Origin of the sequence: Amphritea atlantica, assembly GCF_018860855.1 — a bacterium.
Taxonomy (GTDB): domain Bacteria; phylum Pseudomonadota; class Gammaproteobacteria; order Pseudomonadales; family Balneatricaceae; genus Amphritea; species Amphritea atlantica_A.
Genome location: NZ_JAHKQE010000002.1, coordinates 63,394 through 87,862 on the forward strand (window position 1 = coordinate 63,394; position 24,469 = coordinate 87,862).

Below are 24,469 nucleotides of genomic sequence, written 5' to 3' on the forward strand. Positions count from 1 at the left end.
GAACCTGACTCCTCTTCTGTACGCCGGACTGCCAAATCAAAAACAGGGAGATAAAACTGCGCACAGCTCAGGCTTATTAATACTAGACTCAGGTGATTTTCCAGCAATAACAAAAATAGCCTTAATCAGTAACAAAATCGGTTATCTTAAATATATATTCATATAAAACAAAAGCTTATATAAAAACAGATAAATAACATTTCTGAGCAAGCGCCGTAAAAAAAGACACTTTTTATAATTTAAGCGGTGATCGAAGAGATTCTAGTCCGGACAATGCCGGCTATTGCGTATCCGATTAAGCCAAATAACACTACAATGGCCATTAAAGCCGCTGACATTTACTAATCACGCCATGCATTCAACTATTTTTAACAGCACACTGTTTCATCCGCCACTGCGCTGGCTATCGCGTAAATTTCTTAAGATGAAAGGCTGGCAGGTGGATTTTTCAGCGATAGAAGGGATCGATAAATGCGTTCTCATTGGTGCACCACACACCAGTAACTGGGATCTACCCTATGCACTGATGCTGGGATTTAGTCAGGATCTACCGATCTATTGGATGGGGAAAGTACAGATTTTCAAGTTCCCCTTCCGTCGCCTCATGATGTGGCTCGGCGGTATTCCCATTGATCGTTCAAAATCGGTCAATGTGGTTTCTCAGGCAGCCGCTAAGCTGAAACAAGCCGATCAGCTCTACCTAGTGATCGCCCCAGAAGGCACCCGCGCCCAAGTGGATGAATGGAAGAGTGGTTTTTACTATATTGCCCATCAGGCCGGCGTACCGGTGATGGCAACCTATATCGATTGGCGCACCCGCCGTGCAGGTATCTACACGGCGTATTACACCAGCGGTGATGCCGACCAAGATATTGCCGAAATCAAAGCCCTCTACGGCGACCTACTGTTACGTCACAAGGGCAATCAATAAGGTTACTGGTCGGGCTTGTCCACCCTAAAAATCAAAACCGGGAGAAGTCTGGCTCGCGCTTCTGCATAAAAGCCATTAATGCTTCACGGGCTTCTTCGGATGTGAGTCGCTCGGCAAACTGATTAACCTCGGCAACCAGTACCGCCTCCAACTGAGACTGAGTATGGCTACGCAGCATCGCTTTACTCTGGCGCACCGCTTCCGGCGCTAACGCAGCCAACTTAGTCGCCTCATGCAACGCCTTCGCTTGCAACGAATCTTGAGCCACGACCCAGTTTACCAACCCCAAACCACTGGCGGTCTCCGCACTGAAAGAGTCCCCCAGCACTAGCAGCTCAAAGGCCCGTCGATGGCCGACTAACTGCGGCATCAAAAGACTAGAACCGCCTTCTGGCACTAGCCCTAAACGGGCGAATGGCAGTTGAAAGCGTGCCTGATCACTGGCAATCACTAGATCACAATGGAGTAATATAGTCGTTCCGATACCTACCGCCGCCCCTGGCACGACGGCGATTAACGGTGTCGTTAATGAAGCCAAGGTTTGCAAAAAAAACAGCGGCACTTTAATCGCATCCGGTTGGCTAGAGGCCGCGATAAAATCAGCAATATCATTACCGGCACAGAAGCTATCGCCGGTGGAGCCGAGCATAATCACCCGGACCTCAGGATTTGCATCAGCAGCTAACATAGCATCGGTTAACCCTTGGTACATTTCGAGTGTCAGGGCATTTTTTTTATCAGGACGATTCATTAAGACCTGACAAATACGATCCTCGGTGGTAACTCTCAGTATATCGCTCACAATAACTCCTGTTTAATTCGAGGATTTAGGGGTGGAATCAGTATTATCGGGGTCCACGGGAGTAAAGTGTTCAGGCAGTAGAACCTTTATCACCTCGCTGTTCTGCGCCCAGCTATGACAACTATTGATCATCAGTGGTGCGCCTAACTTCATGACATCCGCATCAATGCTAGGCCAAAGCGTCTGCACAGCCGTCGTCGCAATAACCGGCAGCAACTCATTCAGATGTGTACAGCCGCGATGCCCTCCCAACAGCGTTTTACATTGCCGCGACCAACCCGCACCAATACGCGTGCCTTCCAGTTTTTTAAACGCGACAGTAATATTCGGGCAGATGGGAAAAGGTGAGGCATCGATAAACGCCTCAACCTCGTGGATTAAAAACTGCTGATCGAGTGTGATCCGCAAACCCAAATCATGAAAGGGTTCACCCGCAGGGACCTCGCCTCGAATAGGCAAAGCCACTGTTTCAGTTTTCACATCGATCATGCGGGCTTCGATATCCCACAAACCATCTTCACGCTTAAAACCATAACTTTCGATGCTACGACGGTGCTCTAGCACCCGTCGCACCGGTTGGGAAAGTGCCATAACAGTCTCCAGCGTTAGGCAGCATGACTACCAGGTTTATTATCTTTACGCAGACAGCGTCGCAGCACTTTACCCACATTGGATTTAGGTAGGTCATCCGTAAATTCGACGATTTTAGGGACTTTATAAGGGGTCAGACGCTCTTTACACCAGTTACGAATATCTTCACTGGTCAGTTCATCTTTAGCTACCACAAAGAGCTTCACTATTTCACCACTGTGCTCATCGGGCATACCGATCGCAGCACACTCAATGACGCCGGGGTGCAAAGTAACAATATCTTCAATTTCATTGGGATAAACATTGAAACCAGACACATTGATCATATCTTTTGCCCGATCGACAATACGCAGATAGCCATCGGCTTCTATGGTTGCGACATCGCCGGTAATAAAATAACCATCATCGGTAAAACAGCTGCGGGTTGCTTGCTCTTTCTGCCAATAGCCTAGCATCACCTGGGGCCCTTTAACGCAAAGTTCTCCCACTTCACCCACCCCTACCGTTTGGCCATCAAGCCCGACGATTTTCACATCGGTCTCAGCCACTGGAGGCCCAATAGTCCCCACTCGGATATTGGCCGGAGGGTTCATTGCCACCGCTGGCGAGGTTTCGGTCAAACCATAGGCTTCGAGCACTTCGCAACCGGTCATTTTTTGCCAAGCGTTGGCGGCCGATAATGTCAGCGCCATACCACCGGACAGGGTTACCTTTAAATGGCTGAAATCGATTTTATCGCTATCTTTGTGATTACAAATGGCCACAAACAGAGTATTCAGGCCGATAAACGCTGAAAAAGCATTCTTTTGCAGTTCTTTGACAAATCCGTTGATATCCCGAGGGTTAGCAATCAGTAGATTATTGCCGCCAAGCTCCAACACCGCCATCGACAGAGTAAAGGCATAGATATGATAGAGCGGCAAAGGTGAAACCACCGTTTCTGCCCAATGCTTATCGGCATCAGAGATCAACTTGACCCCTTGCAAGAAATTAGAGATTAGGTTGGCATGGGTTAGCATCGCCCCTTTCGAGATACCCGTCGTGCCACCGGTATATTGTAAAACAGCAATATCACTGGACTGTTTAGTCACCACTTGCGGTTGCATACCCGCTTTTTGCTTTAAGGCGTGACGTAATTCAATCGCTTGCGGTAGATGGTAGGCGGGCTCCATCTTTTTCACGTACTTAACTACAGAGTTGATCAACAACCGTTTTAACGGCGAGTGCAGATCAGCGATCTGAGTAGTAAATACATATTTTAAACTGGTATTAGCAATGATTTTATCGACGTTATGGGCCACGCCTTTAAAAACAACTAATGCCCTTGCACCGGAGTCTTTAAACTGATTTTCCAGTTCTCGCGGGGTATACAGCGGATTGGTATTAACAATCACCAAACCCGCTTTCAACGCGCCAAATAAAATAACCGGATATTGATTGAGATTAGGTAGTTGAATGGCAATCCGGTCACCCGGCTGCAAATCGGTTTCCTGTTGCAGATATACCGCAAACGCATCTGACAACCGTCCCAGCTCGGCATAACTCATCGCATAACCGAAACTGGTGAAGGCGGGCTTGTCGGCATAGTCACTGACCATTCGCGTCATAACGTCGGTCAGTGTTTGATAGCCCCGTGGATTCAAACTTTCAGGAATCCAGTCGCCGCGTGTTTTATGATCCATGTTCAGATCCCATCCGTTGTTATTTTTTTTATCTTTTTTGGTCTAGGGTTTACTGCTCAACCTGTTTATTTCAGCATAAATACTCAGATAAAAAAGTCGAATACAATCAGCCACAATAGTGATCTAATGCAGCTGATCGTGGTTTTAGCTGACCGGAAACAGTGTTTCCAATCGGGTCGCTAGCATAATGTCGCCTTCCGCCCGAATACGGCCAGCCATGAACGCTTGCATACCGTTGGTTTCACCATCGAGCACCTCTTTAAAGGTTTCGGTATCCATCAACAGAGTTACACTTGGCTCATCATGCTCGCCTTCGCCGAGGGTGCATTCACCGTTCGATATCGCTGCATAATACGCATCCCCCTCATCCAGACGGTATTGAAATACCGCCTCTAGGCCCGTTGCTGCGGCACTATCAAATCGCCCAACCATCTGCTCAAATAAACCTTTGATATCGCTCATTGCTGCTATCTCCTGACGCTCTTTTGTCTGCGATGATTTTTTCGTTATCCGTCGCAAACGGTAATTTAATGTTAGCAAGCCCGAGATGACTGCGCGGCCCGCCTTACTTTTAACTGCTTTAGATTGAAGTCGTTTCATCATGATCAGCTATAGAGGATCAATTAGAAAATTCAGCGATATCCATCGACAGCAGATTGTCCGCGCCAGAATCGATGGTCGCTTCCAATGTTTTAGTCCGTGGCAAGATACGCTCGAAATAGAAACGCGCTGTTTTTAATTTAGCTTGATAGAAACGCTGATCACCCGCGCCGGCATCCAACTTTTCCTGTGCCGTAACCGCCATACGCGCCCACAAATAGGCCATGGTGATATAGCCGGAGTACATCAGATAGTCGACCGATGCCGCGCCAACTTCTTCGCGGTTTTGCATCGCTTTCATGCCAATGCGCATGGTCAAATCTCCCCATTCGCGATTCAAGCGAGCCAGCGGACTAATAAATTCCGTCACGGCTTTGTTATCAGCCTGAGATGCACAGAACTTATGCACCACCTTAGTAAAGGAGCGTAGTGATTCTCCCTGAGTCATCAGCACCTTACGACCTAGAAGGTCGAGCGCCTGAATGCCGGTAGTGCCTTCATAAAGCATGGAAATACGGCTATCACGCACGTTCTGTTCCATTCCCCATTCGCTGATATAACCGTGACCACCAAAGATCTGCATACCAAGGTTAGCGGATTCAAAACCTGTTTCAGTCAAAAAGGCTTTCGCGATAGGTGTCAGGAATGCCAGCTGTGTTTCAGCTTCTTGACGCGCATCACTATCAGCCGTGAGGTGAGCTTTATCGACTAACTGAGCACAGTAGTAGATCAATGCACGACCACCCTCCGCAAAGGCTTTTTGCGTCAGCAACATGCGTCGAACATCTGGATGAACAATGATTGGGTCGGCCGCTTTATCTGGATATGCTGGGCCACTCAGTGAGCGCATTTGTAGACGATCACGAGCATAGTCAAGGGAGTTCTGATAACCCCACTCGGTATGGGCCAATCCCTGTAGTGCCGTACCAATACGCGCAGTGTTCATAAAGGTGAACATGCAGTTCAAACCTTTATTTTCGGCACCGATCAGATAACCGGTCGCACCATCAAAGTTCATCACACAGGTTGCGTTACCGTGAATCCCCATTTTATGCTCTAACGCACCACAACTCAGGCTATTACGCTCGCCAACATCACCGGCCGTATCGGGTAAAAACTTAGGCACGATAAACAGAGAGATGCCTTTAGTGCCCTGCGGAGCATCCGGTAGACGCGCCAACACGATATGAACAATGTTATCCGCCATATCATGCTCACCAGCTGAGATAAAGATCTTGGTTCCGCTGATCTTATAGCTGCCATCCGCCTGTGGTTCAGCCTTGGTTCTCAACATACCCAGATCGGTACCGCAGTGGGACTCCGTCAGACACATAGTGCCAGTCCACTCACCACTAATCAGCTTGGTCAGGTAGGTTTGTTTCTGCGGATCGGTACCATGCGCTTCGATGGTGTTCATCGCGCCATGACTCAAGCCTGGATACATACTCCATGACCAGTTAGCCGATCCGACGAGTTCATTCAAGATAATGCCGATCGATTCCGGTAACCCCTGCCCACCCCATTGTGGATCATGGGGTAACGAAGGCCAACCGCCTTCAACAAACTGCTGATACGCTTCTTTAAAACCGGTTGGCGTTGTGACTACGCCATCATTCAACTGACAACCCTCTTGATCACCCACCTGGTTCAGCGGCGCCAAAACACGTTCGGCAAACTTAGCGCCTTCATCCAAGATCGCGTTAATCATATCGGGGGTTGCTTCTTCACAGCCAGGCAGGCTCTGATAATGCTGTTCACTTTGCAACATTTCGTCCAGTACGAACTGAATGTCTCTTAGGGGCGCTTTATATTCCGGCATGATGACACCTCGATCGATCCTGTAACGCTGCCTGCACCCGAGATACAGATGCTTTTCAGTACAGAGATCTTTGGTTATTTATTGTATGGATCTAGGATCTATGAAGCGCCCGCATTTACCAATAACAAAACCTTTCATTATCACTAACACAAAAAATCACGGCACATATAACGGCAGAATAACCTATATAAATCAACACAATAAAAAACGGTGCATAGGTAAATTTTATTAACAAAAAAGCCCGAAAATCGGGCTTTTAGAGAAACAGTTTGTAGCGAAACAATCGGCCACTACTTTATTAACGGTACGACTTCATCGGAAAGCCCAACCCTCAGTACAAGAATATCGCAATCCAACCGCGATAATATTCGCTCGGCGGTGTTACCAATTAACGCCCCTTTCAAGCCTCCGCGAGCCCGAGTACCAATAACCACCAAACGAGCCTTAAGCTGTTTAGCCGCTTCAGGAATCCAATACTCAACGGGCCCTTCACCAACAGCTGAATCCTTTGCGGTTAATGCCAACCGACTTAGCTGCCCCTCCAACGACTGCTGGGCCTTGGCTTGTATCAGGTTTTCCGACTGCAGTACCGGATCAGCGCCCATCATCGCCGATGGACAAGCCACCGCGACGGTCAGTGCCGACTCGGTAACCAAGGCAATCTGAGCAGCAACATTTAAAACATCATCATTCAGCTGCAACTGATGCGGATCATGGGTCAAGGCATTCACCGCCGCCATCACCACACCATCTTGCCAAAGCTGACCACGTTTCACCAACAATACCGGACAGGGAAGGTCACGAAGGATATGACCATCCATCGAGGTCATAAAACCGGATTGGCGCGGATCACAGCTTTTTATCAACAATCCAAATGACTGCTGCGACAATAACGCCGCCAACTGTTTTAACAGTTTATTCCGCGTACTGTAGTGCAAGCTAACCGCGACACCCTCAGTCTCCAGCTGCGCCATCGCCTGTTCCGCTTTAACTTGGTCATCGCCAAGCCAAACAATACTGACAGGGCTTTGCAGACGACTCGCAATTAAATGACAACGTTGTAGCGCCAGACAGGCTTCATCCTGTTGATCAAGCACCAGTAACAATCGCTTATTTAACAACATCTTCAACCTCCGCTTGGGCCGTACTTATTGAGCCAACACCTGTTGCACCACACTTTAACAGACACGCCAGTGCCGGAATCAATACCAGCGCACCGAGCATGTTCCAGAGGAACATAAAGGTCAGTAAGATGCCCATATCTGCCTGAAATTTGATGGGAGAGAAGACCCAAAGCACCACGCCGATGCCTAAGGTTAATCCGGTAAAGGCTACTGACTTGCCGGTGGTTTTCAACGTATTGAGATACGCTTCCGGTAGCGCCATGCCCTGCACGAGGTAGGTATTCAGCTTAGAATAGATATAGATACCATAATCGACGCCAATGCCAACACCCAGCGCAATCACCGGCAGTGTTGCCACCTTCACGCCAATACCCAGGCTAGCCATCAGTGCCTGACACAGTATTGAGGTTAGTGCTAACGGCGCAATAATACAGATCAAGGTTTTAAACGAACGGAAAGTTAGCAAACAGAGCAAACCCACCACCGCGTAAACCCAAGCCAACATCTGATACTGCGCGGTACCGATCACTTCGTTAGTGGCCGCTTCAAAGCCGGAATTACCCGCCGCCATCTCAAAACGTATCTGCTCAGAATCATATTTTGCGGCAAACTGTTCGATCTTCCCCGTCAGCCGCTGCAAGGTTTCCGCCTTGTGGTCATCCAAAAAGATGATCACCGGCAACAGAGAGCAAGAAGGGTTCATCAACCCCGCGGGGACATAGGACAGTGATGCATTGATCACCAACTGATTACGGCTCACGGTGCGCCATTTTAGGTTGCCCTCGTTCAACCCTGACGTCACCCGCTTGGAAACATCCACCAGCGAGACACTCGACTGTACTCCCTCGATATTGGTCAGGTAGTACTGAAAGCGATCCACCAATGACAGCGTATTAAAACTAGAGCAGTGGTCTTTCTGAGTGCCGACCATCACCACAAAGGTGTCACTGGAGGTGGAATAGTGCTGGGTTATAAAGCGATTATCGACATTATAGCGGGAATCGGCGCGTAACTCTGGAGCACCGCTATCAAGATCGCCGATTTGCAGTTTTTGCCCTTGATAGAGACCACCGGCCAATAACACACCCGCCACGATCACAGCAGACCAAGCGCCCACTGGGGTCGCAAACCATGTGAGGCGATCCCAGGCGCTGTTCTGTTTCTGCTCGGCATTCAATGCACGTTGCGTTGCCCGCTCCCCAATTCCAAGCAGCGACATGATCACCGGCAACAGGAATAGGTTCGTCAAAATAATAACCGCAATACCCAATGAGGCGGCGATAGCTAAATCCTGAATCACGCGAATATCGATCACCATCAGGGTGACGAAACCGATGCCGTCTGACAGTAGCGCAGTCAAACCCGGAATATACAGCGCTCGAAATGCTCGCCTAGCAGCCAACCAACTATCCGCCCCCCGAGCACTTTCTAAGGCAATGGTATTGACGATCTGCACCCCATGGCTGACCGCGATGGCAAACACCAAAAACGGCACCAACATGGAATATGGGTCTAGACCGAAGCCTAATAGCTTTAACAATCCTAATTGCCAGATCACCGCAATCACTGAACAGGCCAGTGGCACCAAGGTACCGGTAATACTGCGGGAATAAAGATATAGCAGCACTAACGTGATCAATAGTGCGATACCAAAGAACACCGCCACCTGCGCAGCGCCATCGATCAGATCACCCACAATTTTGGCAAAGCCCGTAATATGGACGCTCACCTTATCGGATTGGTATTTATCGCGAATCAAGATCTCTAACTGCTGCGATAACGCCTGATAATCGAGCTTTTCGCCGGTATCGGGATGTTTATCAAACAGTGGCACCTGCACAATCGCCGAGCGAAAATCATTTGCGACCAACCGCCCCACCTGACCGGAGCGTAAAACATTTAACTTAACCTGCTCAAGACTAGCCGCAGAGCCATCGTAATCTGCCGGGATCACTGGGCCACCGACAAAGCCCTCTTCGGTCACCTCGGTCCAACGCACATTCGGCGTCCAGATGGAGGTCAGTGCCGAACGGTCAACACCCGGAATAAAGAACAACTCATCGGTAATTTTCTGCAGCGTTTGCTGAAACTCAGCGGTAAAGATATCTCCCTCATTAACCGCCACCGCAACCCGTACACTATTCCCTAGCCCTGCTAGGTCATCACGGTTTTTGAGATAGTTCTCAACATAGGGATGCGAAGTCGGAATCATCTTCACAAAGCTGGCATCGGGACGAATCTGCACCGCCTGCCAGCCGAGAAATAACGTCAATGCAGCAAACACCAACAACACCGGTAGTCGCCGGTGAAACAAAAACCGTTCGGCAAACTCTTCAGAACCTTTGATCGGTGCCAATAATATCCGCGATAACTTATTCATCTCCGACCTCCAAGCTCAGCAATCCACCTTCACCCACCAATCGATAGCCTCCCTCGACCGCCACCCCCGCGCTCAAAGAGCGCCGACCGCCACTATCCAATGCCGTGAAATGCAGACCTTCCGAACTCTCAAGAATCAGGCCACCCTGCCCTAGCAGCACCAACTTATCTGCCCCAGCGACAGCACTCAGCAGCGTCGCGCTATAGCCCGTCTTAACCGCTTGCCAATCATCACCATCATCTGAGCGATACAGATGCCCCCGTAAGCCCATCAAAAACAATTGCTGTTTAAATTCGGTAATACTAAAAAATGATCCCTCGTAAGGCGTATCCATACGAGTCCAAGACATGCCCTTATCCGTTGAGCGAAACAGCAGCCCCGCTTCACCCGCGATATACAAATCGCCGCGATGATCAGCCATCATCGCATTCAGATGGAAGTTATCAGGATTATCCAGACGATCTCCCCAGTAAGCCCAGCTTTCACCGCCATCATCGGTTTTCAACAACAACCCATACGCACCCAGTGCGAATCCTTGCTGATCATTGGCAAACCAAACATCGAGCAACGGGATACTCGGCCCTTCTGCTAACGCGGCGGCTGCATCCTCGGCGTACCAGACAGCGTCATCTAATTGGGTCATCAATGACTCATTTTCCGGCTCAGCATCCACTTGAGACTGCAACTCAACCACCACCGCCTGTAACCGCTGCAGACGTAACTGATTGATCTGATTGCCGTCGAGTAACCGTTTCCAAGTCACACCACCATCATGACTCGACGCCAACAGCCCATCATGGCCGGTCAGCCAAGCATTATTAGCATCGGTAAAAAAAACAGACGTGAGCATGACACTAAAAGGCGTTTGCTCCTGCTGCCAGTGCTGTCCCTGATCGGACGAGCGCATCACAACCCCCTGATCGCCCACAGCAAGTAGTTGGTCACCATGCTTAGCGATATCCAGCATCAATGTCTGACCAGCACGATAAGAAAGCAACGCAGAGGTGTTGAGACGATCAACGTCTGGCTGTGCGGCAACACTGCTGCTCAGCAAAACAGTCGCCAATGCGAAACAGTGAATGAGTGATCTGATTGGATCCATATTCTTCCCAATTATTATCTTTATGCAGGAACTTACTTTCTCTCTCAGGCCGGTATCATCCACCGCCACCCGAGTAATACCCAGTAAGGTGCAAGAATCATTAACAAAAACGGTCAAATGCTCAATAACAAATACTGGCAATATTATTAACACTTTTTGCCAGCCGCTAAAAAAAATGGGCTTCAGAACAATATTATCTGATAAAACATCGCTACTTAGATTGCATTTAATAGATAGCCGGAGGTAGAGTTAGAAGCTGTGTCAGAGGACTTTCACACGGGTATAAGAATCTGCAGCTATGTTCGACTACGTTAATAACGCGAATCGACTATCCTCAGATATTATTCCTCCCGCAAGACGTCCTCTGCAAGAACAATAAATGGAGATTAGTTTGATGAATCAATTTCGCAAAACATTACTGAGCCTGAGTACCGCCGTTTGTATTATGGGCTTAACCGCTGCAGCGCAAGCTGAGACCCTTAAAATTGGTCTTGCAGGACCGTCCACCGGACCTGTTGCACAATATGGAGATATGCAAAAGATTGGTGTAATGGCCGCGATTGATGATATCAATAAAGCCGGCGGCATCAATGGCATGATGCTTGAGGGTGTTGTCTATGATGATGCCTGTGACCCTAAACAAGCAGTAGCCGTCGCCAACAAGATCGTTAATGACGGTATCACTCAGGTTGTCGGCCACCTGTGCTCTTCATCAACAGAGCCTGCTACCGACATCTATGATGAAGAGGGTATTCTGATGATCACGGCGGCGTCTACTTCGCCATCGATCACAGAGAAAGGCTACAAAACAATCTTCCGTACGATCGGTCTAGATAGCCTGCAAGGCTCTATGGCTGCTGAGTACATTCTCAACAATGCAAAACCTAAGCGTATCGCCGTCATCCATGACAAGCAGCAATACGGTGAAGGTCTAGCCACCTCTGTACGTGACCTGCTCGCCGAGAAAGGCGTTAAAGCAGCCATGTTTGAAGGTGTAACACCTGGCGATAAAGACTTCTCGGCTCTGATTGCCAAATTGAAAAAAGAGAACGTTGATTTCGTTTATTACGGTGGTTATCACCCAGAACTGGGTCTAATTCTGCGTCAATCAGCAGAAAAAGGCTTTAACGCTCAGTTTATGGGGCCTGAAGGCGTCGTAAACTCCGACCTAGCAAAAATTGCTGGTAAAGCATCTGAAGGTGTTCTGGCTACTGCGCCAAAAAGCTTCGATCAAAACCCAATCAACGAAACCCGCGTAGCGGCGATCAAAGCGAAGGGTGAAGATCCAACTGGCCCGTTCGTCTTCACTGCCTACGCTGCCGTTGAAGTGATGACCGATGCGATGACCGCGACCAAATCAACCGATGCTGAAGTACTGTCTGACTACATTCGTGAACACGACTTCGATACTGCCATTGGTAAAGTTAAATACGACGAGAAAGGCGATCTGACTGAGTCTACCTTCTTAGTCTACCGTCTGCATCAGGATGGTTCTAAGACGCCTGCTGAGTAATTCGTCTTAATAACAATGGTTTAGCAAGCTTCAGCAGTATTTGCTGAAGTTCGACAACCCCGACTCCCTGGTGCCGCGATCCGGTATTGGGGATTCGTTTTATCTGGTCCCTGCAAATGTCAGAATTTTCGCTTTATCTGTTGCAACAGCTCATTAACGGGCTAACCATCGGTTCTACCTATGCGCTGATTGCCATTGGCTACACAATGGTTTACGGCATTATCGGCATGATCAACTTCGCCCACGGCGAGATCTATATGATCGGCTCCTACGTGACATTTATTGTTATCGCAGGCTTGATGGGCATGGGAATAGCAAGTCTTCCTATCATCCTGATCATTGCCTTGGTCGTCGCCATTTTCATCTCTAGCACCTATGGCTGGACGGTGGAACGGGTAGCGTACCGCCCACTGCGAGGCACGAACCGACTGATTCCGCTGATCTCCGCGATCGGTATGTCTATTTTCCTGCAGAATTTTGTGGTTCTGTCTCAAGGTTCACGTGATGTTGCCCTGCCACCGCAAATTACCGGCGGCTGGAACTTTGGCGACCCGAGTCTGTTTGAAGTATCGCTCTCCTATATGCAGGTGCTGATCTTTGCCGTCACGTTCATCAGTATGACGCTACTCACCCTGTTTATCTCCCGTTCACGTATGGGCCGCGCTTGCCGCGCCTGTTCGGAAGATCTGGGCATGACGAACCTACTGGGGATTGATACCAATAAGATCATCGCCCTCACGTTTATCGTGGGTGCAGCACTGGCGGCCATTGCCGGCTTACTGCTGGGTTTGTATTACGGTGTGGTTAACCCCTTTGTCGGTTTTATTGCCGGATTGAAGGCCTTCACTGCCGCGGTTCTCGGTGGAATTGGCTCGATTCCCGGAGCGATGCTCGGTGGTTTGATTCTCGGCGTTACCGAAGCGATGACCGCAGCATTTTTCCCATCGGAATATAAAGATGTGGTTTCATTCGGGCTACTGGTGACCATCCTGCTGTTCCGCCCTAGTGGCCTTCTAGGCAAGCCGGAGGTAGAAAAAGTATGACCTCGAGTAAACTTTATAACGCCATTTTCGCAGCTGGGATCTCTCTGATTCTGGCCTGCTTGATGATCGGCGTAAAGCTGGATACCGATGGTTCCACTCTGGCCGTTAAAGGCGCTACCACAGAACAATGGATGTGGATTTTTGGCGGCATCGCGGTGGTCTTCCTGTCACAGTTATTCAGCGCTCAGGTGGACGCCCTATTCGGTGCGATTCCTAAACCTAATTTCCAGAAAGTGCTGCCGCAAGGCGAGAAAATGGCCGCCCTTAAACCTTGGCTGATCTCTGCGGTGATTGTCGTCATGCTGATCTGGCCCTTTATGGTTTCACGGGGTACCGTTGATCTGGCGACACTGACGCTGATCTATATCATGCTCGGGTTAGGCCTCAACATCGTTGTCGGTCTTGCCGGCTTGCTGGATTTAGGCTTTGTCGCCTTCTATGCGGTGGGTGCATATACCTACGCGTTGCTGTCCCAGTATTTTGGTATGTCATTCTGGGCCTGCCTGCCAATCTCTGCAGCAATGGCCGCGGGCTTTGGTTTCCTACTCGGTTTCCCAGTGCTCCGCTTACGCGGCGACTACTTGGCGATTGTTACCCTCGGCTTTGGTGAAATCATCCGTATTTTACTGAACAACTGGACCTCCCTCACCGGCGGGCCAAACGGCATTTCAGGTATCGCCAAACCAGGCTTATTCGGCTTGGAATTTAATCGTCGGGCAAAAGAGGAAGGCGCGGTCACTTTCCATGAATACTTTGGTATGGATTATTCCAGCTCATACAAAGTAATCTTTCTCTATCTGATCGCTGTTTTACTGGTCATCTGTGTTATCTACTTGATTAACCGACTGATGCGGATGCCTATCGGTCGCGCATGGGAAGCGCTACGGGAAGACGAGATCGCTTGTCGCTCGCTAGGCTTAAACCGTACCGCCATTAAACTTTCCGCCTTCACTCTAGGCGCATCAACCGCAGGCTTTGCGGGTTGTTTCTTTGCCGCAAGACAGGGCTTTATCAGCCCTGAGTCGTTTGTCTTTATTGAGTCGGCGATTATTCTGGCGATTGTGGTCCTCGGCGGTATGGGCTCACAGGTGGGAATCATCTTTGCCGCCATTATTATGACGATTCTGCCCGAAATGGCGCGGGAGTTCGCTGAATATCGAATGCTGCTTTTCGGTCTATTAATGGTCGTGATGATGCGCTGGCGCCCTGAAGGCCTGGTACCTATGAAACGTCCGAATCTGGAGTTAAAACAACAATGAGTCAGTTACTGCTAGATGTAAACGGCCTGACGATGCGCTTCGGTGGTCTGGTAGCGGTAAACGGCGTAAACCTGAAGGTTAAGAATCGCCAAATAGTTTCTGTTATCGGCCCAAATGGGGCGGGAAAAACAACCGTCTTCAACTGTTTATCAGGCTTTTATATTCCGACCGAAGGCAGCGTTATGCTGAAGGACGAACAGATTGCGGGGCTGAAAGATTATCAGATCTCCCGTAAAGGCTTGGTACGCACCTTTCAACATGTCCGCTTGTTTCAGAAGATGACTGTGATTGAAAACATGCTGGTGGCTCAGCACCGGCATATGAATACCAATCTACTATCAGGTCTGTTGAAAACGCCCAACTATCGCCGTCTAGAAAAAGACGCGATGAACCATGCTGCCCATTGGCTAGAAGAGGTCGGCCTACTGGAGTTTGCTAATCGGGAGGCGGGCAATCTGTCTTACGGCCAGCAACGCCGTTTAGAGATCGCCCGCTGTATGGTCACCCAGCCAGAATTACTAATGCTGGATGAACCCGCTGCCGGACTAAACCCGAATGAGACGAAAGAGCTAGATGAGTTGATCATCAAGCTACGGGATGAGCATGAAATTTCTATCCTATTGATTGAGCACGATATGAGCTTGGTGATGGGCATCTCCGATCATATCTACGTAATCGCTCAGGGCACCCCACTCGCTGACGGTAATGCCGAGCAGATCAAAGGGAATGCCGACGTTATCAAAGCCTATCTTGGGGAGGAATAAGATGCTGCTGATCGAAAATGTAAACACTCATTACGGACAGATTCAGGCACTGCATGACGTCAGCGTCGAGATCAATCAGGGTGAGATTATCACCCTGATTGGCGCGAATGGTGCTGGTAAAACCACCCTGATGATGACTATTTGCGGTGACCCAAAAGCATCGGCCGGTAGAGTTATCTTTGAAGGCGAAGAACTAAGCGCCTTTAATACCCCTGAGATCATGCGCAAAGGCCTCGCCATTGTGCCTGAAGGACGGCGGGTTTTCAGTGCCATGACGGTTGAAGAAAACCTCTTCATGGGCTCTTACTTCCGCACTAACGAACAGGCAGCCGAAACGGCAAAGTACGTGCTTGACCTGTTCCCCCGTTTGGAAGAACGCTATAAGCAAAGGGCAGGCACCATGTCCGGTGGTGAACAGCAGATGTTAGCGATTGGCCGAGCGCTGATGAGCAAACCGCGTCTGCTGCTCCTAGATGAGCCCTCCCTCGGACTCGCGCCGATCATCATCCAGCAGATTTTCGATATTATCGAGCGTTTGCGAGATGAAGGGGTCACCATCTTTTTGGTTGAACAAAATGCTAATCAGGCATTACGGATCGCCGATCGAGGATATGTATTGGAAAATGGACGCATCGTTAAAACCGATACCGGAGCGAACCTGCTCACCGACGAGTCCGTTCGCCAGGCTTATCTAGGAGGCTAATCCCAAAAAGTAGCCTAAAAAACGGAGAATAAACCTCTTTGTCTCTAAACAGCGACTACAAAAAAACCAGCCAATCGGCTGGTTTTTCTATTTATAGTCTATAATTTAATCAATGCATTCGTTAAATCATGCTAAAAACCATCAATATTGCGTTTATCATATTAAAAACAATGATTTATATCAGGATATTCAAAACGCTCTTTTCGTGCTACTGTATGTCTTATAAATGCGACAAAAAATAGATAAAAGCGACTCCTTTTTGTTACAGCCTGATAGTTACAGGCTTATTACAGAATAATCACTGTATTAGCTAACGAACTTAGGTCTATCCAAAAACAGTTTTGAGGTAACACACATGACATGTCTATGCCCACAGTGCAAGTCACTACTGGAACATCAAAGCATCAGCCTACACAGCGGGTTGGTTGAGGTTAAACACATACACAACAATACGCTGTATAGATGTAAAGACTGCTCCGCGCAAATCGGATTGATCAGCGTCCCCCATCGCTGGGAACTGATAAATTACACGCCAGGTCAGCAAGTCGCCTGAGACTTAACGCTTAACGCCTATTCTTTACTGACATTAGGTATATTAGGTATGCCATCGCTTAGCTATGGCTTAATGAAATCGACTATAGTGCAGCACCTGTAAACAGCGCCAATATATTACGCCTCCGTTTCAGCTCTTCACGAACAACCCCCAGCGATCTCTTTGGCAACAATTTTCACTCTCGATCTAAAACCCCATCGCTCTGAATATAACCAACATGACAAATAAGTCATGTCGCTAATGATATCGAGTGCTCAGCAATAGCTTTTCTAGCATCCGTAGTTAATACTGAAACAATCACCGCGGAGCTACGGGACAAACTAATGAGAATGTTGACACTACTACGGCACGCTAAATCTAGCTGGAAAGACCCAACACTGTCTGACTTTGACCGGCCACTCAACAAACGGGGAAAACGTGATCTGCCGTTAATGGCGGCCCGCTTACAAGCATGGCAGATCCAACCAGATCTGATCCTCAGTAGCGGAGCTCGCCGAGCAATCACTACCGCCGAACAGGTGGCACGGATGCAAGATTATCCGACGGATAAGATCATTGAAGTGCCTGAACTCTATCATGCTCGCGTAGAGACTCTAATCAACCTGCTGCAGGGACAATCCGACCACTATCGCCACCTCATGGTTGTTGGCCATAACCCTACGTTAGAGTTGGCTGGCTACTATTTAACCCAGGAAAACATCGCTAACCTGCCCACCTGTGGCGTTATGCAGATCGCTCTGAGTATTACCCGCTGGGAAGAGCTAGCCGAATCCTGTGGCACTCTCGAACGGCTCGATTATCCAAAACTTCATCAATAATCTCTTAACTGAATATCAACACTGTGACCGAAAATGGTAAACTGCGGCTAACGCCCACCAATTAGCTATTTGTTAGCGTAACGGACATACAGCCTTGAACCTCTATCTAGATACACTGATTTTTACTAGCAACATTGTTACACCCATCTTTTTCATCGTGTCACTGGGCTATCTGCTCATACGACTAGGAGTAATTGATCATGGGTTTGTTGATACCTCATCTAAACTCGTGTTTACCATCACCCTGCCGATGCTCGTCTTTATGAGTATCTCCACGATGGATTTTCAGGCCGTGTTTAACCCGAGCCTACTAGGCTATTTTATAATCACCACACTGATCAGTGTGCTAGCCATCTGGCATATCAGTAAGTTTTTTATCAAAAAGCCAGAAGACTTTGGGGTGTTCATTCAGGGCTCATTTCGTAGCAACTTCGGCATTCTAGGCTTGGCCATCAGTTTTAATATGTTTGGCAACACCGGCTTAGCACTCGCATCCTTATTACTCGCCTGCGTTATTCCGCTCTATAACGTCGTGTCGGTTCTGGTGTTATCACTTCCCATGCAAGATAAAGATGGCCCTAGTTTCACCGCCCCGCTCAAAGCCATTGCCCGCAACCCACTCATCATCTCGGTGCTGCTAGCACTGCCCTTTTCATATTTTGGTTGGGCGCTACCGGAGGTCGGCGATAAAATTGGTCATTACCTCGCCAATCTAACGCTCCCCTTAGCATTGTTGGCGGTCGGCGGCTCACTCAACCTCAGAAGCCTAAAAGATACCTCAGGCCTATCTAGCTGGGCCACCCTGATTAAGCTGATCATCATCCCCTTCGTACTGACTATCGGTGCATGGCTGTATGGTTTTGAAAACCAAGAGCTCGGTGTTCTATTCGTATTATTTGGCTGCCCGACCGCCGCCGCCAGCTTTATTATGGCGAAAGCGATGCACGGTAATGCGCAACTCGCCGCCAATATCATTTTGACCACCACGCTAGGCTCATTGTTTACCCTCAGCGGCGGTATCTATCTGTTACGTTTATTGAATTTAATATAATAAAGATAAGCCCAAACGGATCGTTAGGCTTAAGAGATTGCTGCCACTTTTGGATATTATCCAATATCCATTCTCTATGACGCGATCCGCTTACCACTGCAGGCGATGAAGCCATCGCAGCCATTTATCTGACGAACTCAAGGTGCCTTGTAGATGAATTTTTTTACCCAACGCCATCTAAATAAACTGCAGCAAGCCGTCATTGACGGAGATCTGGTTAAACTGAAAAAGCAATTCCAGAAGCTAGACCAGGCACCGTTGACGGAACCTACCTTTAACCATCAGAACCAACACTACAACCTGCCAGAACTGGCGATTAGCGTCGGTCAAGCGAAAGCATTAGAACATCTACTTCAAGCAGGCTGCCCAATCATTGCCAGCCGAACAGAGCCTCTGTTATATCAAGCCATACAACATCCGCAGCAGAGCTTGGCCTTGATGACTGTACTGCTTCAAGCAAACACCCCACTAGAATATCCCAATAGCGACCCTCAGCATGCGCTCTTTGCTTGCTTTAGGTTTTGCTCCATCTCTAGTTTAATGCTTCACCTAAGCCGCCTAAATGAGTATGGTGCCGATCTTAATCAAACGGATGCGCAAGGCAACACAGCGCTCATGTTAGCGTTACAACTGGAACATAAAGGATTAGTACAGATGTTGATTAACAGCGGAGCGCTGTTGCCAGAGGAGATGGCTGAGGGATTGTGCGCAGACGAAATGATCGGCTATGCCAAACGACTAGCCGATGACCTTCGTATCAGACAGATGATGCTCGGTTAGACGAGCACCTGACGATCTATTTTTTTAGCGCAGCAATGACTGAGATTTCCACCAGTAGTTCTGGCCGCGCCATACGGGCTTCGACACAGGCGCGCGCGGGAGCATGACCTTCAGGTACCCAGCTATCCCAAACAGCATTCATCGCCGCAAAATCTTTCATATCGCGGATATACAGGGTTGCCGACAAGATATGCTCACGATCGCTGCCCGCTTGCTGTAGCAGCGCATCCACTTTATCCAACATGGTTGCTGTCTGTTCCGTAATTCCGTCATTGGCATCTTTAGCCACCTGACCACACAGATAAACAGTATCGTTATGAATAACAATACGACTCATGCGCTGAGCCGTTTCCTGACGTTCAATAGACATAGTTTCCACCCTTAATAAAATCAGCCATTGTATTCGATCGACCCGTAGACACCAGACAGATCTGCCTGAAATAGAGATCAGAGACAACAGAAAGCGGGGTAGTCGACGATTTTGCAGAAAATAATGCTGCTGCCAGTGGATTAATCGCCACTGGCAACAAAGGCCTCGTCAGAGGCGGGGAATTTCAATCGCCGGACAGCGATCCATAACAACCTTTAAACCGGCCGCTTCAGCCTTTTCAGCCGCCGGCTCATTCACCACCCCCAGCTGCATCCACACGGCTTTAGCATGCACTTCAATCGCCTCATCAACCACATCTCCCGCTTCAGCGGAGTTACGGAAAATATCCACCATATCGATCGGTTCTTTAATATCCTTGAGAGAGGCGACGACTTCACGACCATGAATCTTTTCACCCGCTTTAAGCGGGTTAACTGGAATCACGTTATAACCTTTAGCTAACAGGAAATGCATCACCTGATTACTCGCACGATGCGGCTTAGGGCTAGCCCCTACCATCGCAATGGTTTTACTTTGCTCTAATATCTGACGAATTGCGTCCATTAAATCCGGTACCTCTTTAATTATTGTTATCTGCGCAACAAGGACACTCGGGGTCCCGTCGCAGTTTCAGTGTTCGCCAATCCATATGACGACCGTCTAAAAGTAATAATTTACCAACCAGCGGCTCACCGATATCCGCGAGTACTTTTAAAGCTTCCATCGCCTGCACTGAACCAATAATCCCGACCAGCGGCGCCAGCACGCCACTATCGGCACAGGTTAGGCTTTCTTCATCACCGTCGCGATAAAGGCAACGGTAACAGGGAGCATCGTCGCGGCGCGAATCAAACACCGCCACCTGCCCCTCTAGTCGTATCGCCGCCCCTGACACCAGCGGCGTTTTATGTTTTACACAGGCATCATTCAGAGCAAAGCGAGTGGCAAAGTTATCGCTACAATCAACCACTAAATCCGCCGCTATCACCTGCTGTTCCAGCGCCTCGCCCTCTAGCCGACCATCAATCGCCTCAACTTGAATATCAGGATTCAGTGCGGCTAAGGCGGCTTTTGCTGATGCCACCTTAGGCTGACCAATGGTTTCAGTGCGATGAATAATCTGCCGCTGCAGATTGGTCAGTTCAACCTTATCATCGTCCACCAACACCAATCGACCCACGCCGGCAGCGGCCAAATACATAGCCACTGGACTGCCCAAACCACCGACACCGATAATCAGTACCGTCGATTTTAACCAAGCTTCCTGACCGGCAATATCAACCTCAGGCAACATAATCTGGCGACTGTAACGCAATAGCTGATCATCATTCAGCATTCTATTTAATCTCTTTTTCTATCACTGGGTTATGCCAACGGGCCCACGTTATACGATCATTACCACCATAATCCTGCGCCGACTCGATCCCCTTGTAATGCAGGCCAGCCAATAACTGCCGCACGGCCTCGGCCTGATCATAACCATGTTCAAACAGCAATGTACCGCCATCCGCAAGAAACGTCCGAGCTTCGGTTGCGATATAACGAATATCAGCCAAACCACGCTCTTCTGCAACTAAGGCGCTGAGCGGCTCGAAACGCACATCACCTTGCTCGAGATGCGGATCTTGAGGGTCGATATAGGGAGGATTGCTCACAATCAGATCGAATACCCCATCAACCGGCTCAAACCAACTCCCCTGCAACACGCGAACATTGGCCAAACCTGCACGCTGACGGTTACGTTCAGCCAAGGCTACTGCATCGGCCACCCGATCAACTGCTACCAATGACCATGCGGGACATTCAGAGGCCAATGCTAAGGCTATCGCCCCAGTGCCAGTGCCTAAGTCTAATACTCTGGCCGCGGAAGGGGGAATTAGTTCCAATGCTTTCTCCACCAAGCACTCGGTATCGGGGCGGGGAATAAGCGTCGTGGCATTCACCTCAAGGTCAAGATTCCAAAACCCACGGATACCGGTCAGATAGGCAATAGGCTCACCCTGTAGGCGTCGTTGCAGCAGCTGCTCGAACCGCAACTGTTGCGCTTCGCTCAAGCTATGCTCACGGCGGGTAAATAGAAAGGTGCGACTGCATTCGAGGACATGACAGATTAATAGCTCAACATCGACAGTTGGGCTATCACTACAGGCAGAAAGCTGGGCTGCGCAGCCCTGAGCTTCGAGTATATTCATAATAAGTCAGGCTAGCCCTCTTCGGACAACGCCCCGAGTAGCTCAGCCTGATATTCATTAACCAGCGGATCAACCACCGCACCCAGCGCGCCTTCCATAACCTCTTGCAGTTTATAGAGCGTCAGGTTGATACGATGATCGGTAATCCGTCCTTGAGGGAAGTTATAGGTACGAATCCGCTCGGAACGATCACCGCTACCGACTAATGATTTCCGCGTACTGGCCTGCGCTGCCGCATGACGCTCCCGTTCAGCCGCTTGCAGACGAGAGGCCAGCAATGACATCGCCTTGGCGCGGTTCTTATGCTGCGAACGCTCTTCCTGACACTCGACCACCACGCCGGTGGGAATATGGGTCAATCGAATCGCTGAATCCGTTTTGTTAACGTGCTGACCACCGGCACCAGATGAGCGGAAAGTATCGACCCGTAGATCGGCCTTATTAATCTGAATAGCGCTGACCTCATCCATCTCAGGCATCACCGCTACCGTACAGGCGGAGGTATGGATACGTCCCTGTGATTCGGTTTCTGGCACCCGCTGTACACGATGCGCACCGGACTCAAACTTCAGACGGGAATACACATCCTTACCGATAATCCGAGTGATCACCTCTTTATAACCCCCGTGCTCACCCTCATTAGCACTGATAATTTCAAGTTTCCAACCTTGGGTTTCGGCAAAACGGGTATACATACGTAACAAATCACCCGAGAAGATCGCCGCTTCATCACCACCGGTGCCAGCACGGACTTCAAGAAACACGTTATGTGAATCATTAGGGTCTTTTGGCAGCAGTAGTATCTGTAACTCCTGCTCCAGGGCTTCAATATTGTCCTTCGCCGCCGAAAACTCTTCCTTAGCCATTTCGCGCATATCTGGGTCAGAATCATCCAACATCAGACGGGCTTCTTCTAGATCGGCATCGGCAGCCTGATAGGCCTGAAAGCATTTCACGACGGGTTCGAGCTCTGAATATTCCATCGAATAAGCACGAAACTTATCCTGATTAGAGATTACCCCGGCATCCCCCAGCAACGCCGCTAGTTCTTCATAACGGTCAGCCAAGCTTTCGAGTTTAAGGGCTATCGATTCTTTCATCACTAATCAGTCTTCTTTCAAATTGGGAGATAGCTGATACAGATCTTGGGCTATCTCAAGATAATCATCACGCCCCTCAGCGCTAGCTTTACGCAGCTGCACTGTCGGGCTGTGCATTAATTTATTCGTTAAACCTCGGGCCAGATTGTTCAACACCGTTTCAGCATCCTTACCATTATTCAGTTGGCGTAGTGCTTTTTCCAGTTCAGCATCGCGCAATTTTTCAGCGTGCTGGCGCAAAGACATCACGGTCTCGACCGCGCCTAGCGAGCGCAATTGACGGATAAACTCCATCGCTCCCGCTTCAACCAGTGCTTCCGCTTCGCGGGCAGCACTTTCGCGGCTACGAACATTCTCCTCGATCACCTCTTTAAGGTCATCAACGGTATAGAGATAAACATCATCCAGATCGGCGACTTCATGTTCGATATCCCGTGGCACAGCGATATCCACCATAAACACAGGACGATGCTTACGTTTTTTCAACGCAGACTCAACCGCCCCTTTACCCAAAATCGGCAGTTGACTGGCCGTTGAGGAGATCACAATATCAGCATCTTCCAACGCTTCAGGAATATCACCCAGCAATATAGCCTTTGCATTAAACTCTTCCGCTAGTACCTCGGCACGCGCTAATGTCCGGTTGGCGACGGTCATCTGCTTTACGCCGGCCTCCGATAGATGCCGAGCGACCAGTTCGATGGTTTCACCCGCGCCAATCAATAAGGCTTTGCTCTGACTCAGATCGGTAAAAATATGTTGCGCTAGACTAACCGATGCATAAGCAACCGAGACTGGGTTTTCACCAATCGCGGTGTCGGTGCGCACTTTCTTCGCCACGGCAAAGGTTTGCTGAAACAGTCGATCTAGCTCCGCACCCACTACACCGGCACTCTGGGACACCGCATAACTGGATTTAAGTTGCCCGAGTATCTGTGGTTCACCCAGCACCAACGAATCCAAACCACTGGCCACCCGCATCATATGTTGTGCGGCGCTCTGATCCCAGTGGGCATAGCTGCAGGTCTGTAATTCATCGGGGTCGAGACTATGATAACTCCCCAGCCACTCTAATAACGCGCGAGTGCCTTCGAGCTCTGTCGAGCAATAGAGCTCCGTCCGGTTGCAGGTAGATAGAATGGCCACCTCTTTCAGATGGGCAAGTTGACAGGCCTGCGCCAACGCATCAGCCATCTGTTCCGGTGCAAAGGCAACCTTCTCACGGATCGATACCGACGCTGTCTTGTGATTAATGCCTAACGCGAGCAAAGCCATATAGGAAAATAACACCT

At 49.2% G+C, this 24,469-nt stretch carries 23 protein-coding genes; 9 read left to right on the top strand and 14 right to left on the bottom strand.

All coding sequences use genetic code 11. The annotated features are described in order from the left end of the window. Window positions 1-352: 352 nt before the first annotated feature. Window positions 353-931, top strand: a complete 579-nt coding sequence (locus KO512_RS00530; protein ID WP_215950386.1) for a 1-acyl-sn-glycerol-3-phosphate acyltransferase — start codon at window positions 353-355, stop codon at window positions 929-931. Window positions 932-962: 31 nt separating this feature from the next. On the opposite strand, the gene KO512_RS00535 is transcribed toward KO512_RS00530, so the two are convergent. The 8 genes from KO512_RS00535 to KO512_RS00570 form a co-directional block, all read right to left on the bottom strand. Next, a complete protein-coding gene (locus tag KO512_RS00535) occupies window positions 963-1,733 on the bottom strand; it encodes an enoyl-CoA hydratase (protein ID WP_215950387.1) in 771 nt (256 codons plus the stop codon). 12 nt (window positions 1,734-1,745) lie between these two features. Further along, a complete protein-coding gene (locus KO512_RS00540) occupies window positions 1,746-2,324 on the bottom strand; it encodes a DUF2889 domain-containing protein (protein ID WP_215950388.1) in 579 nt (192 codons plus the stop codon). A gap of 14 nt (window positions 2,325-2,338) precedes the next feature. After that, window positions 2,339-4,006: an AMP-binding protein gene (locus KO512_RS00545; RefSeq protein ID WP_215950389.1), complete on the bottom strand. Its 1,668-nt coding sequence runs from the start codon at window positions 4,004-4,006 to the stop codon at window positions 2,339-2,341. A gap of 144 nt (window positions 4,007-4,150) precedes the next feature. Continuing rightward, window positions 4,151-4,468, bottom strand: a complete 318-nt coding sequence (locus KO512_RS00550) for an SCP2 sterol-binding domain-containing protein (RefSeq protein ID WP_215950390.1) — start codon at window positions 4,466-4,468, stop codon at window positions 4,151-4,153. A gap of 157 nt (window positions 4,469-4,625) precedes the next feature. Further along, window positions 4,626-6,425 carry an acyl-CoA dehydrogenase C-terminal domain-containing protein gene (locus KO512_RS00555; protein WP_215950391.1) on the bottom strand — a complete coding sequence of 600 codons (1,800 nt, stop codon included), beginning with the start codon at window positions 6,423-6,425 and terminating at the stop codon, window positions 4,626-4,628. Window positions 6,426-6,715: 290 nt separating this feature from the next. Beyond that, on the bottom strand, window positions 6,716-7,549 hold the full coding sequence (locus tag KO512_RS00560; RefSeq protein WP_215950392.1) for a universal stress protein: 834 nt from the start codon (window positions 7,547-7,549) through the stop codon (window positions 6,716-6,718). Beyond that, window positions 7,536-9,929: an efflux RND transporter permease subunit gene (locus KO512_RS00565; protein WP_215950393.1), complete on the bottom strand. Its 2,394-nt coding sequence runs from the start codon at window positions 9,927-9,929 to the stop codon at window positions 7,536-7,538. Before KO512_RS00565 ends, KO512_RS00560 begins: the two co-directional genes overlap by 14 nt. Beyond that, the gene (locus KO512_RS00570; RefSeq protein WP_215950394.1) at window positions 9,922-11,031 is read right to left on the bottom strand and encodes a WD40/YVTN/BNR-like repeat-containing protein; all 1,110 of its coding nucleotides are present in this window, start codon (window positions 11,029-11,031) and stop codon (window positions 9,922-9,924) included. The genes KO512_RS00565 and KO512_RS00570 overlap by 8 nt, the downstream gene beginning before the upstream one ends. 394 nt (window positions 11,032-11,425) lie before the next feature. On the opposite strand from KO512_RS00570, the gene KO512_RS00575 reads away from it, so the two are divergent. The 8 genes from KO512_RS00575 to KO512_RS00610 all read left to right on the top strand — a co-directional run bounded on the left by KO512_RS00575 (window position 11,426) and on the right by KO512_RS00610 (window position 19,515). Next, window positions 11,426-12,544 (top strand): high-affinity branched-chain amino acid ABC transporter substrate-binding protein, encoded by a 1,119-nt coding sequence (locus tag KO512_RS00575; RefSeq protein WP_215950395.1) that lies wholly within the window; start codon window positions 11,426-11,428, stop codon window positions 12,542-12,544. 116 nt (window positions 12,545-12,660) lie between these two features. Next, window positions 12,661-13,587: a high-affinity branched-chain amino acid ABC transporter permease LivH gene (gene livH / locus KO512_RS00580; RefSeq protein ID WP_215950396.1), complete on the top strand. Its 927-nt coding sequence runs from the start codon at window positions 12,661-12,663 to the stop codon at window positions 13,585-13,587. Continuing rightward, window positions 13,584-14,846 (top strand): high-affinity branched-chain amino acid ABC transporter permease LivM, encoded by a 1,263-nt coding sequence (locus KO512_RS00585; RefSeq protein ID WP_215950397.1) that lies wholly within the window; start codon window positions 13,584-13,586, stop codon window positions 14,844-14,846. The genes livH and KO512_RS00585 overlap by 4 nt, the downstream gene beginning before the upstream one ends. Further along, window positions 14,843-15,610, top strand: coding sequence for a high-affinity branched-chain amino acid ABC transporter ATP-binding protein LivG (livG, locus tag KO512_RS00590; RefSeq protein WP_215950398.1), 768 nt, complete (start codon window positions 14,843-14,845; stop codon window positions 15,608-15,610). Before KO512_RS00585 ends, livG begins: the two co-directional genes overlap by 4 nt. 1 nt (window position 15,611) lies before the next feature. Further along, entirely contained in the window at window positions 15,612-16,313 is a 702-nt protein-coding gene (locus KO512_RS00595; protein WP_215950399.1) for an ABC transporter ATP-binding protein, read from the top strand. An 876-nt stretch (window positions 16,314-17,189) separates the two neighbouring features. Continuing rightward, window positions 17,190-17,684: a SixA phosphatase family protein gene (locus KO512_RS00600; protein WP_215950400.1), complete on the top strand. Its 495-nt coding sequence runs from the start codon at window positions 17,190-17,192 to the stop codon at window positions 17,682-17,684. Between the two features lie 94 nt (window positions 17,685-17,778). After that, on the top strand, window positions 17,779-18,735 hold the full coding sequence (locus tag KO512_RS00605) for an AEC family transporter (RefSeq protein ID WP_215950401.1): 957 nt from the start codon (window positions 17,779-17,781) through the stop codon (window positions 18,733-18,735). 153 nt (window positions 18,736-18,888) lie between these two features. Next, entirely contained in the window at window positions 18,889-19,515 is a 627-nt protein-coding gene (locus KO512_RS00610) for an ankyrin repeat domain-containing protein (RefSeq protein WP_215950402.1), read from the top strand. A gap of 16 nt (window positions 19,516-19,531) precedes the next feature. Here KO512_RS00610 and KO512_RS00615 read toward each other — a convergent pair whose 3' ends face one another. The 6 genes from KO512_RS00615 to hemA form a co-directional block, all read right to left on the bottom strand. Continuing rightward, window positions 19,532-19,885 carry a RidA family protein gene (locus KO512_RS00615; RefSeq protein WP_215950403.1) on the bottom strand — a complete coding sequence of 118 codons (354 nt, stop codon included), beginning with the start codon at window positions 19,883-19,885 and terminating at the stop codon, window positions 19,532-19,534. Between the two features lie 168 nt (window positions 19,886-20,053). Then, a complete protein-coding gene (locus KO512_RS00620) occupies window positions 20,054-20,449 on the bottom strand; it encodes a CoA-binding protein (protein ID WP_215950404.1) in 396 nt (131 codons plus the stop codon). A gap of 16 nt (window positions 20,450-20,465) precedes the next feature. Beyond that, on the bottom strand, window positions 20,466-21,221 hold the full coding sequence (locus KO512_RS00625; RefSeq protein ID WP_215950405.1) for a HesA/MoeB/ThiF family protein: 756 nt from the start codon (window positions 21,219-21,221) through the stop codon (window positions 20,466-20,468). A gap of 1 nt (window position 21,222) precedes the next feature. After that, window positions 21,223-22,077: a peptide chain release factor N(5)-glutamine methyltransferase gene (prmC, locus tag KO512_RS00630; protein ID WP_215950406.1), complete on the bottom strand. Its 855-nt coding sequence runs from the start codon at window positions 22,075-22,077 to the stop codon at window positions 21,223-21,225. Window positions 22,078-22,088: 11 nt separating this feature from the next. Continuing rightward, window positions 22,089-23,177, bottom strand: coding sequence for a peptide chain release factor 1 (gene prfA, locus KO512_RS00635; protein ID WP_215950407.1), 1,089 nt, complete (start codon window positions 23,175-23,177; stop codon window positions 22,089-22,091). A 6-nt stretch (window positions 23,178-23,183) separates the two neighbouring features. Continuing rightward, window positions 23,184-24,452 (bottom strand): glutamyl-tRNA reductase, encoded by a 1,269-nt coding sequence (gene hemA / locus KO512_RS00640; RefSeq protein ID WP_215950408.1) that lies wholly within the window; start codon window positions 24,450-24,452, stop codon window positions 23,184-23,186. Window positions 24,453-24,469 lie beyond the last annotated feature (17 nt).

Excerpts from the sequence above, each read along its gene's own strand:
- KO512_RS00530 (WP_215950386.1), top strand. The coding sequence starts at position 353 with ATGCATTCAACTATTTTTAACAGCACACTGTTTCATCCGCCACTGCGC.
- KO512_RS00540 (WP_215950388.1), bottom strand. The coding sequence starts at position 2,324 with ATGGCACTTTCCCAACCGGTGCGACGGGTGCTAGAGCACCGTCGTAGC.
- KO512_RS00545 (WP_215950389.1), bottom strand. The coding sequence starts at position 4,006 with ATGGATCATAAAACACGCGGCGACTGGATTCCTGAAAGTTTGAATCCA.
- KO512_RS00550 (WP_215950390.1), bottom strand. The coding sequence starts at position 4,468 with ATGAGCGATATCAAAGGTTTATTTGAGCAGATGGTTGGGCGATTTGAT.
- KO512_RS00555 (WP_215950391.1), bottom strand. The coding sequence starts at position 6,425 with ATGCCGGAATATAAAGCGCCCCTAAGAGACATTCAGTTCGTACTGGAC.
- KO512_RS00560 (WP_215950392.1), bottom strand. The coding sequence starts at position 7,549 with ATGTTGTTAAATAAGCGATTGTTACTGGTGCTTGATCAACAGGATGAA.
- KO512_RS00565 (WP_215950393.1), bottom strand. The coding sequence starts at position 9,929 with ATGAATAAGTTATCGCGGATATTATTGGCACCGATCAAAGGTTCTGAA.
- KO512_RS00570 (WP_215950394.1), bottom strand. The coding sequence starts at position 11,031 with ATGGATCCAATCAGATCACTCATTCACTGTTTCGCATTGGCGACTGTT.
- KO512_RS00575 (WP_215950395.1), top strand. The coding sequence starts at position 11,426 with ATGAATCAATTTCGCAAAACATTACTGAGCCTGAGTACCGCCGTTTGT.
- livH (WP_215950396.1), top strand. The coding sequence starts at position 12,661 with ATGTCAGAATTTTCGCTTTATCTGTTGCAACAGCTCATTAACGGGCTA.
- KO512_RS00585 (WP_215950397.1), top strand. The coding sequence starts at position 13,584 with ATGACCTCGAGTAAACTTTATAACGCCATTTTCGCAGCTGGGATCTCT.
- livG (WP_215950398.1), top strand. The coding sequence starts at position 14,843 with ATGAGTCAGTTACTGCTAGATGTAAACGGCCTGACGATGCGCTTCGGT.
- KO512_RS00595 (WP_215950399.1), top strand. The coding sequence starts at position 15,612 with ATGCTGCTGATCGAAAATGTAAACACTCATTACGGACAGATTCAGGCA.
- KO512_RS00600 (WP_215950400.1), top strand. The coding sequence starts at position 17,190 with ATGAGAATGTTGACACTACTACGGCACGCTAAATCTAGCTGGAAAGAC.
- KO512_RS00610 (WP_215950402.1), top strand. The coding sequence starts at position 18,889 with ATGAATTTTTTTACCCAACGCCATCTAAATAAACTGCAGCAAGCCGTC.
- KO512_RS00615 (WP_215950403.1), bottom strand. The coding sequence starts at position 19,885 with ATGTCTATTGAACGTCAGGAAACGGCTCAGCGCATGAGTCGTATTGTT.
- KO512_RS00620 (WP_215950404.1), bottom strand. The coding sequence starts at position 20,449 with ATGGACGCAATTCGTCAGATATTAGAGCAAAGTAAAACCATTGCGATG.
- KO512_RS00625 (WP_215950405.1), bottom strand. The coding sequence starts at position 21,221 with ATGCTGAATGATGATCAGCTATTGCGTTACAGTCGCCAGATTATGTTG.
- prmC (WP_215950406.1), bottom strand. The coding sequence starts at position 22,077 with ATGAATATACTCGAAGCTCAGGGCTGCGCAGCCCAGCTTTCTGCCTGT.
- prfA (WP_215950407.1), bottom strand. The coding sequence starts at position 23,177 with ATGAAAGAATCGATAGCCCTTAAACTCGAAAGCTTGGCTGACCGTTAT.
- hemA (WP_215950408.1), bottom strand. The coding sequence starts at position 24,452 with ATGGCTTTGCTCGCGTTAGGCATTAATCACAAGACAGCGTCGGTATCG.